This window comes from Streptomyces sp. NPDC052682, from assembly GCF_040678435.1.
Classification (GTDB): Bacteria; Actinomycetota; Actinomycetes; order Streptomycetales; family Streptomycetaceae; genus Streptomyces.
Map to the genome: position 1 here is coordinate 14,110 of NZ_JBFATS010000020.1, position 13,807 is coordinate 27,916.

Below are 13,807 nucleotides of genomic sequence, written 5' to 3' on the forward strand. Positions count from 1 at the left end.
TCCGCCGCGGCGGAGCCCCTCACGCCGGGTAGGCGTGGGTCTGGGCCGCCTTGACCGTGGCCCAGACGGTCGCACCCGGGTGCAGGCCGAGTTCGGCGGCGGCGACCGTGGTCAGGTCGGCGGTCAGCGGGAGTTCGCCGGCGAGGTCGGCGCGGATCTGGTCGCCGTGTGTCTGAAGGCCCGCGACCTCGCAGCGCCACAGGTTGCGGGCGCTGGAGCCGGTGGGCCGGTCGCGGTACAGGGTCACGGCGCTGGGCGGGAACGCCACGAAGGCCGGGCCCGTGAGGTCTTCGGTGGTCGTGATGGCGGGACCGGTGGCGAGCCGGACCGTGTGGCCGTCGGCCGTGCCGCGGTAGAGGTTCAGGCCGACCAGTTGGGCGATGTAGTCGGTGCGCGGGTGGCGGGCGATGTCGGAGGGGGTGCCCTCCTGCACGACCTGGCCGTGCTCGATGACGACCAGGCGGTCGGCCAGCACCATGGCGTCCAGCGGGTCGTGCGTGACCAGGACGGCGACCGCCTCGAAGCCGGCCAGGTGACGGCGGAGCTGGGCCCGTACGTCCAGACGGGTACGGGCGTCCAGGGCGGCCAGCGGCTCGTCGAGGAGCAGCAGGCGGGGGCCGATGGCCAGGGCGCGGGCCAGGGCGACACGCTGCGCCTGGCCGCCGGAGAGGTGGCGGGGCTTGGCGGCGGTGTGGTCGGCGAGGCCCATGCGGGCGAGCCATTCGGCGGCCCGGGCGCGGGCCTCGGCCTTGGTGGCGCCCCGGCACCTGGGGCCGAAGGCGACGTTGTCGAGGGCGGTCAGGTGGGGGAAGAGCAGGTAGTCCTGGAAGACGACGCCGACCGGGCGGGACTCGGGCGGGGTGCGGTCGAGGTTCCTGCCGTCCAGGCGCAGGTGGCCCGCGGTGAGGGGGGTCAGGCCCGCGAGGGCGCGCAGGGCGGTGGTCTTGCCGGCGCCGTTGGGGCCGAGCAGGGCCAGCACGTCGCCGGGGGCCGCGGTGAGGGTGATGTCCAGGTGGAAGGTTCCTCGGTCGACCACCAGGTGGGCGTCGAGGCCCTCGTGCTCGGGTGGGGTGCCGGGGGTGGTCATCAGGGGAGCGTGTCCTCGTGAGGGGATGGGGGGCGGCTTCATGAGGGCGTCAGCCAGCGGTCGCGCAGGCCTGCCAGGACCACGATCGACACGGTGAGCAGGACCAGGCTGAGGGCGATCGCCGCCGCCGGGTCGTTCTGCAGGGCCAGGTAGACCGCCAGCGGCATGGTCTGCGTACGGCCCGGGAAGTTGCCCGCGAAGGTGATCGTCGCGCCGAACTCGCCGAGGGCCCGGGCCCAGGCCAGGACCGCGCCGGCCGCGACGCCCGGGGCGATCAGGGGCAGCGTGACCCGGCGGAAGGCGGTGAGGCGGGAGGCGCCCAGGGTCGTGGCGGCCTCCTCGTAGCGGGGGTCGGCGGCCCGCAGGGTGCCCTCCACGCTGATCACGAGGAACGGCATCGCCACGAACGTCTCGGCGAGGACGACGCCCCACGTGGTGAACGGCAGCGTGATGCCGAACCAGGCGTCCAGCCACCGCCCGACGACGCCGTTGCGGCCGAGGGCGAGCAGCAGGGCCACGCCGCCCACCACCGGGGGCAGCACCAGGGGCAGGGTCACCAGGGCGCGGACGAGGCCGCGGCCGGGGAAGTCCGTGCGGGCCAGCAGCCAGGCCAGGGGAACCCCGATGACCAGGCTCAGCGCCGTCGCCGCCGTGGCGCACACGAGCGACAGGCGCAGCGCCTGCCACACCTCGGTGCTGGACAGCTGCTGGGGCAGGCTGCTCCAGGGCGTCCGCACGAGCAGGGCGATCAGGGGCAGGAGCAGGAACGCCAGGCCGACCAGGGCGGGCAGCAGCAGGACGACCGGGACGGGGCGGCGGGTCGCCCTGCCAGGGCGGGTGGGCCGCGGGCCGTCCGTCCTGGTCCCGGTACCGGCGGGGCGCGTCACGGCTTGAGGAACCCCGCCTCGGCGAGCACCTTCTGACCCTGCGCGGAGCGCACCAGGGCGATGAACGCCTTCGCCGCCGTGGGGTTGGACGCGTTCCTCAGGAGGGCGATCGGGTAGTCGTTGACGGCCTTGGCCGACTCGGGGAACTCGACGCCCTCCACCTTGGCACCCGCCGCCTTCACGTCGGTCCTGTACACGACGGCGGCGTCGGCCTCCTTCAGCTCGACCTTCGTCAGGGCTCCCTTGACGTCCTGCTCGTAGGAGACGGGAGTGAGGGTGAGGCCGCCGGAGTGGAGGGCCTTCTGGGCGGCGGCGCCGCACGGCACCTCTTTGGCGCACAGGACGACCTTCACGCCCGGCCGGGTCAGGTCCTTCAGCGAGGTGATCCGGTCCGGGTTGCCCGGCAGGGTGGCGATCTCCAGCTGGTTGCGGACGAAGGTGACGGGTGTGCCCACCGCGTCCCCCTTGTCCGTCACCACCTTCATGGTCCTGGGGCTGGCGGCGGCGAAGACGTCGGCCGGGGCACCGCCCGTGATCCCGGCGGCGAGGCTGTCGCTGCCGCCGAAGCTGAAGCTGACCTCGGTGCCCGGGTGCTCCTTCTCGAACCGCTTGCCGAGGGCTGTGAAGCTCTCCTGGAGCGAGGCGGCGGCGAAGACGGTGACCGTGCCGGAGGGCTTCGCCGGGGAACCTGTGCCCGGGTCCGCGTCCGAGGCGGACGAGGAGCAGGCGCCCAGGAGCAGCAGCGCGGCGGCGCAGACACCGGCGGCCTGCGGGACGGGGTGTCTCCGGTGCGCGGTACTGGTCATCTGGGGCCACTCCCTGTGTGACGCGGGGAAGGGCCCCTCAGAACCCCTCCGATACGTCGATCATATCGGCGCAGATGCGAGGTGGAAGGCCTTGACGGCATCGCATCAGCGGGTGCGAGGGGGTGGCGGGGTGGGTATGTGCGTTCCTCTGCCGTGCTGATCTGGGGCGCGGCCGGTCCGTTCAGGTGCGGTCGATGTGGACATTTGTCGACTTCACGCGCGCGGTGGCCTCCATGCCCACCTCGAGGCCGAGTTCCTCGACGGCCTCCCGGGTCAGCAGGGAGACGAGCCGGTGCGGGCCCGCCTGGATCTCGACCTGGGCGGCCACGTCGCCCAGCTTGATCCCGGTGACGATGCCCGGGAAGGCGTTGCGGGCCGAGGTGTAGGGCGTGTCCTCCTCCGCGGCGCCGGCCCTGGCCAGCTCCACCGAGAAGGCGGCCAGGTCGCGGCCGTCGATGAGGCGCCGCCCGTGTGCGTCGCGGTGGGTGGCGATCCGGCCCGCGTCGGCCCAGCGGCGGGCGGTGTCCGGGCTGACGCCGAGCAGCCGTGCTGCCTGGCCGATCGTGTAGGACTGCATGCCGGTCACGATAGGGCGGCGGGGCAGGGGGTGGTGGAGCCGGGCCGGTGGAACGGTGGACAGCGGGCCGGACCCCGGGGTATAACGCGATATAGCGTTTTTTGGGGTCGAGCGGGTGGGGCGTCCATGCCGTGCCCGGACGAGATCGGGGTGAGGTCCTTGTCGGGGGAAGTGTTGGTCGGGGAGGCAGCCGGGCTGCGCGCCTCCCATGCGGAGCGGGACCGGGTCGTCGACGTGCTGACCGTCGCCGCCGGGGACGGCAGGCTCACGGCCGAGGAGCTCGACGAGCGGGTGGGGGCGGCGCTGTCGGCCCGCACCCTGGGCGAGCTGGCGGCGCTCACGGCCGACCTGCCGGCCGGGAGCGCCGCCGAGGCCAAGGACGTCGCCCGGATCGAGCAGGTCGGTGCCTCCACGCGGCGCGGCGAGGGCTGGGTGGTGCCGGCGGCCATGGAGATCCGCTCGGAGTGGGGCGAGGTGACGCTCGACTTCACCCGGGCGGTGATCACACGGGACACCCTCCGCATCGACCTCGGCCTGCACGCCGGCGCCCTGAAGCTGGTGACCCGGCCGGGCATCGTCGTGGACACCGACGCCCTGGTCACCCACTACTCCCAGATCAAGACACCGCGCTCGGCCGTCACCGAGGGGCCCGTGGTGCTGAGGGTGGAGATAGCGGGGGAGATCCGCTACGGGCAGGTCGTGGTGCGTCCCCCGCGCCGGAGGTTCGGCAGGAGGGCCGGCCGCTGACCACCCCATGACCCGTGGACCGCAAGGCGGGGGGTCAGCCCACGTGGACCCTCGGCCGCCGCTGCCGGTCGGGCTCGGCTTCCCGCAGCACCTCCCGGGTGACGGGGGCGACCTCCCCCTGGCCGAAGAGGAAGAAGCGCAGGAAGTTGGCGAAGGGACCGCCCTCCGTCCACTCGAAGTAGATGTGGGGGAGGCGGCCGGTGGTGTCGCGGACGTGCAGGAGGAGCGCGGCCAGGGCGTTGGGGATGGAGGACGACTCCAGGGTCAGGACGCGGTAGCGGTCGTGCAGGACCTCGCCGCGCACCGTCAGGCCGGCCTCGAACTCCGACGGGTCGGTGACGGTGACCTCGACGAAGACGAAGTCCTCCAGGAGAGCCACGTCGTTGTCCTGGCGTATCTGCTCGATCTTGTCGCGGTACTCGGCCTTGTCACGCCGGTCGGGCTCGTTGGCGATGAAGCGGATCGTGCGGTGGGCCATGTCGCGGACGAAGCGCTCCGCCATCGGGTCCAGGGTGACGCTCGTGACGCGCAGCTCGAAGGCGCGGGCCAGCCGGGAGACGAGGGAGAGCAGGATGATGCCCGCGATGAAGCAGGCGCCGATCTTCACACCGTCCGGGCGCTCGATGACGTTGGCGACGGTCGTGTAGAGGAACACCGCGGAGATGACCGCGAAGGCGATGGTCCAGCCGCGCTGGCCGGCCTTGCGGGCGGCGATGGTCACGGCGATGGCGGCCGAGCTGATCAGGACCAGCACACCGGTGGCGTAGGCACCGCCCTGGGCGTCGACGTCGGCGTCGAAGATCCAGGTGACCAGGAAGCCGATCAGGGTGAAGACGATGACCATGGGCCGCACGGCACGGGCCCAGTGCGGGGCCATGCCGTAGCGGGGCAGGTAGCGGGGCATCAGGTTGAGCAGCCCGGCCATCGCGGAGGCACCGGCGAACCAGAGGATGGCGATGGTGGAGACGTCGTAGACGGTGCCGAAGGTGTTGCCCAGGTAGGCGTGCGCCAGGTAGGCCAGGGCGCGGCCGTTGGCCTGGCCCCCGTCCTGGAACTCCCGCTCCGGGATGAGCAGGGTCGTGATGAAGCTGGTCGTGATCAGGAAGCCGCTCATGATGAGCGCGGCAGCCGTCAGCAGCTTCTTGGTGTCCCGGATCCGGCCCGCCGGGTTCTCCTCCGTGTCGCTGTCGTCGCCCTTCACGTGCGGCATGACGGCGACCCCCGTCTCGAACCCGGACAGACCGAGCGCGAGCTTGGGGAAGACCAGCAGGGCCACCCCCACCATGGTCAGGACGTCGCCGTGCTGTGCGGTCAGGGCGCTGGTCCAGTCGGTGACGACATGGCCGGCGGTCATCACGTGCCACAGGCCGACGACGACCACGACCAGGTTCAGCCCGAGGTAGAGGCCCACCAGCACCACCGCCACACCGATGGCCTCGAGGAAGCCCTTGAGGAACACCGCGCCGAGCAGGGCGACCAGCACCAGCGTGATCAGCATCCGCTGGTGGTGCAGGACACTGTTCAGGTGCGGGTTCTCCACCAGGTGGGTGGAGGCGTCGGCGGCCGACAACGTGATGGTGATCAGGAAGTCGGTGGCGGCGAAGCCGAGCAGGGTCAGCACGAACAGCTTGCCCTGCCAGAAGGACAGCAGCCGCTCCAGCATCGAGATCGAGCCCTCGCCGTGCGGGCTCTCCTCGGCGACCCGGCGGTAGACGGGCAGCGCCCCGGCCAGGGTGACGAGCACCAGCACGATGGTGGCGACGGGGGAGAGCGCTCCGGCCGCCAGGGCGGCGATGCCGGGCTGGTAGCCCAGGGTGGAGAAGTAGTCGACGCCGGTCAGGCACATCACCCGGTACCAGGGCTGGCCTTTGTGCGGCGGTTCGGGTTCGGAGTGCGGCCCGGTGTGGCCGCCCGCCCTGCCCATGTCCGACAGGCCCTCCAGCATCCAGCTCCGCAGACGACTGGGCGGTTGTTCGGTGACGGTCATGGACGTGTTCTCCAACGGTGCGGCTCGGCGCGAGGTGCTCGCCCCTCACACGGACGGCGGGACCAGCGTAAACAGAGAGTGATGCACAGGCCCATGGATGAGGGGGTCGGGCGGCGTCAAGCTTGCGTTAAGACTCGGAGGTTCGGGGTCGGCGAGCGTCAAGTCCCGGTCAGGGACCGGTAAAAGGCCAGGTGGCAGCGGTCTCGGAGGTGATGTCGACCGGTCGGCGGCGCGCCTTGCTCCCCTGAGGGAGCCGGACACCCTGTGTCACGCCCCCGGCTCGCCCGGACGGTGTGGTGGCGCGCTCCCGGTGCGGGAACGCCGCCTTGTGCCCGTGTCCGGGGCCGCTCCCGCACGCCCGTAACGTTCGCTTATTGAGCCGAAAGTTTCGCCTTCGGGTGTCTTGGCCGACGGTGTGATGCCCGTCAGAACCGGCACCACCCACCTGTCCAGGCGTCAGGTGCCCGGCGCTGTGCTCGGGTTGGTGGCAGATTCACTGCGTTCAAGGGGTTGCCACACTTTGGCGGCTGTCTCTAGGGTGCGGCAGCAGCGCAGCTTTCTGGATCAGAATCGAAAGTTTCGAAGCAGCGGACGAGGCATGCACGCCCGTCCCGTACCCAAGGAGCGCATGATGGGCGACCCGGCACTGTCCCGCCGCGGCTTCCTGGCGGCCTCCGCCGCGGCCGGTCTGAGCATGACGGCACTGAGCGGTTGCGGCGGAGACTCGGACGGAGGGTCGTCGGGGACGACCACGATCGAGTGGTGGAACATCTCGACCACCGAGCCCGCCAAGACCGTCTGGGCGGCCCTCGCCCGCAAGTTCGAGGCGCAGAACCCCAAGGTCAAGATAAAGATCGTCCAGCTGGAGAACGACGCCTACAAGTCGAAGATGACGGCCCTGACGGCCTCCGGGAAACTGCCGGACATCTTCCACACCTGGGGCGGCGGCGTGCTCAGGCAGCAGGTCGACGCCGGGCTCGTCGAGGACCTCACGGACCGCACCAAGGACTTCGCCGAGGGTCTGCTGCCGGTCGCCAAGCAGCCGTACCTCGTCGAGAAGCAGGTGTACGGCATCCCGTTCGACATCGGCATGATCGGCTTCTGGTACAACAAGGCGCTCTTCAAGAAGGCCGGGATCAGCGCACCCCCGACCACCTGGAGCGGCTTCCTCGACGCCGTACGCAAGCTGAAGTCCGCCGGCATCACCCCGCTCGCCCTGGCCGGCAAGGAGAAGTGGCCCGGCATGTACTACTGGGCCTACCTCGCGATGCGCACCGCCGGAGCCGGGGCGCTGCAGAAGGCGTACGACGCCAAGGACTTCACGGACGCGGCCTTCGTGGAGGCCGGGCGGCACCTGAAGGAGCTCGTCGCGCTCCAGCCGTTCCAGAAGGGTTTCCTCGGCGCCGCCTATTCCACGCCCACCGGCCAGGCCGCCACCGTCGGCAACGGCAAGGCCGCTATGGAACTCATGGGCCAGTGGGCGCCGGTCGTCCAGGCCGACGCGGGCAAGGGCCTCGGCAAGGACCTGGGCTTCTTCCCCTTCCCCGCGGTCGAGGGCGGGAAGGGCGCCCTCACCGAGGTGTTCGGCGGAGGCGGCGGCCACGCCCTGCGCCGGGGCGCCCCGCAGGCCGCCGTGGACTTCCTGAAGTTCTTCGCCTCCGCGACCACCGACACCGAACTGGTCAAGAAGACCGGTGTCCTGCCGGTCGTCCCGGCCGCCGAGAGCGCGCTCACCGACCCCAACCTCAAGGCCGTACAAGCCCAGTTGAAGGCCGCCACCGGCTTCCAGCTCTACCTCGACCAGGCGTACGCGCCCGCCGTCGGCCAGGAGGTCAACGACAGCGTCGCCGCGCTCATCGCCGGGTCCAAGTCGCCCGAACAGGTCACCGAGTCGATCACGAAGACCGCGAAGGAAGAGCAGTAGCCGGCGATGACCTCCACGTTCCTGCCGGACAAGCGGACCGGCCCCGACCTCGGCCCGCCGCATCCGTCCGCCGCCGAGCGGGCCCGGGGACGCCGGCGCCGGCGCACCCTGCACTGGCTCACCGCGGTCGGCTTCCAGCTCCCCGCCCTGGCGCTGTTCGGCGTGCTGGTGCTGCTGCCGATCCTGTTCGCCCTGTACGCCGCGTTCTTCCGCTGGGGCGGCTTCGGCATGCCCTCCGACTACGTCGGCGCCGACAACTTCACCCGCCTGTTCAAGGACCCGGTGTTCCTCGGCGACCTGTGGCGCTGCCTCGTCCTGGTCGTGCTCTCCCTCGTGATCCAGCTGCCGTTCGCGCTGGCCATGGCCGTCCTGCTCAACCAGAAGATCCGCGGCCGGGCCGTGTACCGGATGCTGTTCTTCGCGCCGTACGTGCTGTCCGAGGCCATCACCGGCGTGCTGTTCGGCATGATCTTCGCCCCCGACGACGGCCTGGCCGACCAGATCCTCGGCAAGGTCGGCCTGGACGGGGTGGGCGGGGAGTGGTTCGCCGACCCGTCCACGGTGATGGCGACCCTCTTCCTCGTCATGACCTGGAAGTACTTCGGCTTCCACATGATGCTGTACCTGGCCGGACTCCAGTCCATTCCCCGGGAGTTGACCGAGGCCGCGATCGTCGACGGCGCCGGGCCCTGGCAGCGCTTCCGCAGCGTCACCCTGCCGCTGCTCGCGCCCACCCTGCGCATCAGCGTGTTCCTGTCCGTCATCGGGGCGATCCAGCTGTTCGACCTGGTGTGGGTGGTCACCCAGGGCGGGCCCGACCACCACTCGGAGACCATGGCCGTGACCATGTTCCAGTACGGCTTCAAGCGCTACCAGGTCGGCTACGCCAGCGCGATCAGCGTGGTCATGTTCGGCATCAGCCTCGTCTTCGCCCTCGCCTACCAGCGGTTCGTGCTCCGCCGCGACCTCGAAGGGGCCACCACGACGATGAGGGGAGACGCCAAGTGACGGCCAAGCCGCGCGCCAAGACACTGCCGCTGCACGTGATCCTCGTCGCCGTCGGCGCAGCGATGGCCGCACCGCTGCTGTACGCCGTGCTGTCCGGCTTCAAGTCCACCGACCAGCTCTCCCGCAACACGGTCGGGCTGCCCGACCCGTGGGTGTTCTCCAACTACGGCGACATCCTGGGCTCGGGGAGCTTCTGGCGGATGGTCGGCAACAGCACGCTGATCGCGGTGGCGACCACCGTCATCGTGGTGGCGGTGTCCGCGCTGGCCGCGTTCTCCTTCGCGCGGTTCGCCTTCCGCGGACGGGAGTTGCTCTTCACGCTGTTCACGATGGGACTGATGTTCCCCTTCGCGGTGGCCGCCCTGCCGCTGTTCCTGCTGCTGCGCTCGATGGGCCTGCTGGACAACCCGCTGGGCGTGATCCTCCCTCAGGCCGCGTTCGGGCTGCCGATGACCATCATCATCCTGCGCGGCTTCTTCCGGGAGATCCCCGGGGAACTGGAGGAGGCGGCCACCCTCGACGGCTGCGGGCCGGTCGCCTTCTTCTGGCGGGTGCTGCTGCCCATGGCCCGTCCCGCGCTCGGCACGGTCTCCGTGCTCGCGGTCGTCACCAGCTGGAACAACTTCTTCCTGCCGCTGCTGGTGTTCACCGAGGACACCTGGTGGACCATCCCCATCGGTGTCCAGCAGTTCCAGGGCCAGTACGCCACGGAGTACGCGCGCGTCTTCGCCTACCTCGTCCTGGCCATGGTCCCCGCCCTCGCCTTCTACTCGGTCGCCGAGCGCCAGCTCGTCGGCGGCCTCACCGCCGGCGCCACGAAGGGATGACCCGCGCCCGCGGACGTACGGCTCACCCCCACCGCACCGTGAGGAGTAGCACTATGCGCACGGCCCGTACCCGCCTCAGACTCGCCGGGGCCCTCGCCACCGTCCTGGTCGCCGCCGGTGTCGCCACCGGCCCGGCCGCGCAGGCCGGACAGGCCCCGCCCACCCTCGCCGAGCTCGCCCAGCGCCACGGCCGCTACTTCGGCAGCGCCACCGACAACCCGGAGCTCACCGACGAGCCCTACACTGCCCTGCTCGGCAGCGAGTTCGGCCAGATCACCCCCGGCAACGGCATGAAGTGGTACGCCACCGAGCCGCAGCAGGGCGTGTTCGACTTCACCCAGGGCGACGAGATCGTGAACCTCGCCCGCGCCCACCGCCAGAAGGTGCGCGGCCACACCCTGGTCTGGCACAGCCAGCTGCCGGACTGGCTCACCAGCCGCGACTGGACGGCCGCCGAGCTCAGGGCCGTACTGAAGAAACACATCCAGACGGAGGTACGGCACTACCGGGGCAAGGTGTTCGCCTGGGACGTCGTCAACGAGGCGTTCAACGAGGACGGCACCTACCGGGAGACGGTCTTCTACAAGACGCTCGGCCCCGGCTACATCGCGGACGCGCTGCGCTGGGCCCACCAGGCCGACCCCCGCGTCAAGCTGTACCTCAACGACTACAACATCGAGGCGATCGGCCCGAAGAGCGACGCCTACTACCAGCTGGCCAAGGAGCTGAAGGCCAAGGGCGTCCCCCTGCACGGCATCGGCTTCCAGGCCCATCTCGCCCTCCAGTACGGCTATCCGGACACCCTGGAGGACAACCTGCGCCGCTTCTCGAGGCTGGGGCTGGACACCTCCCTCACCGAGGTCGACGTGCGCATGCAACTGCCCGCGACGGAGGAGAAGCTCGCCCAGCAGGCCGAGTGGTACCGGGAGCTGACCGAGGCGTGCCTGGCCGTGCGCCGGTGCGTCGGCATCACCATCTGGGACTACACCGACAAGTACTCGTGGATCCCGGCGTTCTTCCCCGGTGAGGGCGCGGCACTGCCGTGGGACGAGCAACTGCGGCCCAAGCCGGCGTACTACGCGATCCGCGAGGCGTTGTCGTAACCGACGCCCCCGCACGGTCGCCGGGAATAGGGCCTCACCGGGCCGCTGGTGGTGCGGTGCTCGACCGCACCACCAGTTCGGTCCCCAGCTCCACCCGCGGCGCGTCCGGCTGCTCGTCGCGGGCCAGGTGCAGCACCGTGCGGACGGCGAGCCTGCCCATGTCGGCCAGCGGCTGGCGCACGGTGGTCAACGGCGGGGCCGACCAGCGCACTTCCGGAAGGTCGTCGAAACCGACCACGCTCATCTCCTGCGGCACGCGGAGCCCCCGTCGGCGCAGCGCCTCGATCGCGCCGAGCGCCATCTGGTCGCTGGTCGCGAACACCGCGGTGGGCGGCTCGGGCAGGCCCAGCAGCGCGGTGCAGCCGGTGAAGCCGGAGTCGGGGCGGAAGTCGCCGGGGACGATCAGGGAGTCGTCCGGGGTGATGCCCGCGCCGTCCAGGGCCGCGCGGTAGCCGTCGAGGCGGGCCCGGGAGCACAGCAGCCGGGGCGGCCCGGCGATCAGGCCGATCCGGCGGTGGCCGAGGGAGAGCAGGTGCTCGGTGGCCGCCAGGCCTCCCGACCAGTTGGCGGCGCCGATGGTGGGCACGTCCAGGGCCGGCGAGCCCGCCGGGTCGACGACCACCAAGGGCACGCCGAGGACACGCAGTTCCTCGTGGAGCACCGGCTCCAGGGCCGAGGTGACGAGGATGACGCCGTCGGAGGCCCGGGAGCGCAGGTTCCGCATCCACTCCCGGGCGTCGCCCGAGCGCCCGTGGATCGCCGACACCACGGTGCCCACCCCGGCCGCGTGCGCCACCTCTTCCACACCCCGGATGATCTCCACGGCCCAGGGGCTGTCGAGGTCGTGGAAGACAAGGTCGAGCAGGGCGGCGCCCTGGGCACGGGTGGTGGAGGGGGCGGGGCGTTTGCGGTAGCCGTGCCGCAGCAGCAGATCCTCGACGCGCGCCCGGGTGGCCGGGGACACGTCGGAGCGGCCGTTGACGACCCGCGACACGGTCGGTACCGAGACTCCCGCCTGCCGGGCGATCTCGGTGATCGTGATGCGGCCCCGGTCCCCGGAAGCCGCCGCTGCGCCGGCCTCGCGTCCTGCCACTTCCCCCCCACCTCCGTCGACGGGCCCGACGAAACGTCCAGGAGTCTTCCGGAAAACGGGCGCCCACGGAAGCGGCACGGGGCTCGTACGGGCGGGCACGGTGAGTGACCGCGGCCGGACACGCGTCGGGGCCGGAGCGCAGGAGCGCTGCGGGCCGGCCCCTCATGTCTCCGGGCGGGGTGTCGCTCCGCCCGGCGGTGCTCAGGCGGCGGTCATCACCCGGTCGGCGTCCAGCGGACGGTGCGGGGCGATGATCCGGCCGTCCGGCAGGAGCTCACCGGTGTCCTCGAAGAGGACCACGCCGTTGCACAGCAGACTCCAGCCCTGTTCCGGGTGGTGCGCCACGAGTCGGGCGGACTCCCGGTCGGCGGAGTCGGCTGAGGGGCACGGTGGCTGGTGCAGGCACATGGGTGGGATCTTTCGCTCTGTCGTGATGGGTGAGGTGACTGTCGTGTCTGTTGCGCGGCTTGAATTCTCGTTCATGGCCGCCCCCCGTCAAGATAAGTCGGTCGGAACCCAGTGTTGCCCCACGGGCGTCATTCCGCAGGCATTTCACGGCACCGCTTCTTCACAGATTGATGACGCCTCACCCGCCCGGCTGGTTCATCCCAACTGCCCTGTCCCTTCGGGGGGTTCGGGGGGCCGGATGGGGCTAGTCCGGCCGGGGCACAGGTCCTGGGCGGCTCGTCCGAGCGAATTACGGCTCGTAAGAGCGACTTCAGGGCTCGTACGAGCACTTGTCGGCTCGAATGCAAAGACGTACCCCGCCGCCCGGAAAAGGCAGGCGACGGGGTACGCGGGGTTGGCCGGCCGGTGGGTCAGGCGGGAGAGCCGAGCAGCGGCGGGGTGGGCGGGATCGTGCGGTGGGTCAGCACCGGGAGCAGGTCCGCGACCCGGTGGGGCCGGTGGGCCGCGATGCCGGGGGGTGCGGGTGCCAGCGGGACCAGCAGATCGGTGGCGGCGGGGTGGCCGGTGGCCGCGTCCGCGGCGCAGTCGCCGTGCAGCCACAGCGTCAGCATGTACAGGCCGGGCACCGACAGCAGGCGCGGCTGGTACGGCTGCGCCACCGACTCGGCCTGCCGGAGCGCGCGCTCCGTCGAGGCGATGTAGGGGCCCTCGAAGAAGTGGGAGAAGGCCCACCCGTCAGGGGTCAGCCGCGTCTCGGCCGCGGCCACCGCGCGGTCGCCGCAACGGATCAGGAAGCGCCAGCCGGTCAGACGGGTGGCGGGAACGCCCTCGGGGGTGACCCGGTCGAGGACGTGGACGGGCAGCGGGAGCTCTGGTGTGGCGGGCCCCTGGGCGGCGAGCAGGGCGGGAGTTCGGGCCTCGCGGACCGCGGTGGGCGAGGAGAGCGCGGTCAGGACGGAACGCAGGGCGGGCGCGGGAGCCGGAGGGACATGCAGCGGCATGGTGGGTCGCCTCTCATTCGAAGGCACGGTGGCGCGAGGGCGTGGCGGACGGCGCTGTCTGCTCGCGAAGAGGTCAGAGAGGCAGGGGCCGGGGTCGGAGAACGAGAGGTGAGGGTGAGATGTGCCGCACGACACCTCGCCGGCAGGATCCTGACCGGGGCGCCAACCTTCTGCCTTGTTCGCGGAGTTTATACGACACGTGTTCAGACTGTGTTTCGTCTAGCCGTTTCCGGTGAGTAGAACAAGAGTACATTCGGTCGGTGATATGCGGGATACATCCCCATTCCCGGCAGGGTGCGCGGCGGTGACCTCGGGAAATGCCCGCGGAGCGGTCGGCCGGTTCTTGTCGGCG

General features: G+C 71.2%; 13 protein-coding genes. 5 read left to right on the forward strand and 8 right to left on the reverse strand.

Going from position 1 to position 13,807, the window contains the following annotated elements:
* Positions 1–19: 19 nt before the first annotated feature.
* The 4 genes from AB0K80_RS27670 to AB0K80_RS27685 form a co-directional block, all read right to left on the reverse strand.
* Positions 20–1,087 (reverse strand): ABC transporter ATP-binding protein, encoded by a 1,068-nt coding sequence (locus AB0K80_RS27670; RefSeq protein ID WP_365674184.1) that lies wholly within the window; start codon positions 1,085–1,087, stop codon positions 20–22.
* Between the two features lie 38 nt (positions 1,088–1,125).
* On the reverse strand, positions 1,126–1,974 hold the full coding sequence (locus tag AB0K80_RS27675) for an ABC transporter permease (RefSeq protein WP_365674186.1): 849 nt from the start codon (positions 1,972–1,974) through the stop codon (positions 1,126–1,128).
* Positions 1,971–2,780 carry a molybdate ABC transporter substrate-binding protein gene (gene modA / locus AB0K80_RS27680; RefSeq protein WP_365674188.1) on the reverse strand — a complete coding sequence of 270 codons (810 nt, stop codon included), beginning with the start codon at positions 2,778–2,780 and terminating at the stop codon, positions 1,971–1,973. The genes AB0K80_RS27675 and modA overlap by 4 nt, the downstream gene beginning before the upstream one ends.
* A 181-nt stretch (positions 2,781–2,961) precedes the next feature.
* Positions 2,962–3,357 carry a helix-turn-helix transcriptional regulator gene (locus AB0K80_RS27685; protein WP_365674190.1) on the reverse strand — a complete coding sequence of 132 codons (396 nt, stop codon included), beginning with the start codon at positions 3,355–3,357 and terminating at the stop codon, positions 2,962–2,964.
* Positions 3,358–3,516: 159 nt separating this feature from the next.
* Between AB0K80_RS27685 and AB0K80_RS27690 the strand changes: the two genes are divergently transcribed.
* Positions 3,517–4,104, forward strand: coding sequence for a DUF1707 domain-containing protein (locus AB0K80_RS27690; RefSeq protein ID WP_365674192.1), 588 nt, complete (start codon positions 3,517–3,519; stop codon positions 4,102–4,104).
* 34 nt (positions 4,105–4,138) lie between these two features.
* On the opposite strand, the gene AB0K80_RS27695 is transcribed toward AB0K80_RS27690, so the two are convergent.
* A complete protein-coding gene (locus tag AB0K80_RS27695) occupies positions 4,139–6,091 on the reverse strand; it encodes an amino acid transporter (RefSeq protein WP_365674193.1) in 1,953 nt (650 codons plus the stop codon).
* A 631-nt stretch (positions 6,092–6,722) separates the two neighbouring features.
* Here AB0K80_RS27695 and AB0K80_RS27700 point away from each other — a divergent pair.
* The 4 genes from AB0K80_RS27700 (at position 6,723) to AB0K80_RS27715 (ending at position 10,953) form a co-directional block, all read left to right on the forward strand.
* The gene (locus AB0K80_RS27700; protein ID WP_365674390.1) at positions 6,723–8,015 is read left to right on the forward strand and encodes an extracellular solute-binding protein; all 1,293 of its coding nucleotides are present in this window, start codon (positions 6,723–6,725) and stop codon (positions 8,013–8,015) included.
* A 6-nt stretch (positions 8,016–8,021) separates the two neighbouring features.
* The gene (locus AB0K80_RS27705) at positions 8,022–9,023 is read left to right on the forward strand and encodes a sugar ABC transporter permease (protein WP_365674195.1); all 1,002 of its coding nucleotides are present in this window, start codon (positions 8,022–8,024) and stop codon (positions 9,021–9,023) included.
* Positions 9,024–9,085: 62 nt separating this feature from the next.
* A complete protein-coding gene (locus AB0K80_RS27710) occupies positions 9,086–9,850 on the forward strand; it encodes a carbohydrate ABC transporter permease (RefSeq protein ID WP_365674392.1) in 765 nt (254 codons plus the stop codon).
* A 53-nt stretch (positions 9,851–9,903) separates the two neighbouring features.
* Entirely contained in the window at positions 9,904–10,953 is a 1,050-nt protein-coding gene (locus AB0K80_RS27715; protein ID WP_365674197.1) for an endo-1,4-beta-xylanase, read from the forward strand.
* A 34-nt stretch (positions 10,954–10,987) separates the two neighbouring features.
* On the opposite strand, the gene AB0K80_RS27720 is transcribed toward AB0K80_RS27715, so the two are convergent.
* The 3 genes from AB0K80_RS27720 to AB0K80_RS27730 form a co-directional block, all read right to left on the reverse strand.
* Positions 10,988–12,046: a LacI family DNA-binding transcriptional regulator gene (locus AB0K80_RS27720; protein ID WP_365674199.1), complete on the reverse strand. Its 1,059-nt coding sequence runs from the start codon at positions 12,044–12,046 to the stop codon at positions 10,988–10,990.
* 201 nt (positions 12,047–12,247) lie between these two features.
* Positions 12,248–12,454 carry a DUF5999 family protein gene (locus AB0K80_RS27725; RefSeq protein ID WP_365674201.1) on the reverse strand — a complete coding sequence of 69 codons (207 nt, stop codon included), beginning with the start codon at positions 12,452–12,454 and terminating at the stop codon, positions 12,248–12,250.
* Positions 12,455–12,864: 410 nt separating this feature from the next.
* The gene (locus AB0K80_RS27730; protein WP_365674203.1) at positions 12,865–13,455 is read right to left on the reverse strand and encodes a hypothetical protein; all 591 of its coding nucleotides are present in this window, start codon (positions 13,453–13,455) and stop codon (positions 12,865–12,867) included.
* Positions 13,456–13,807 lie beyond the last annotated feature (352 nt).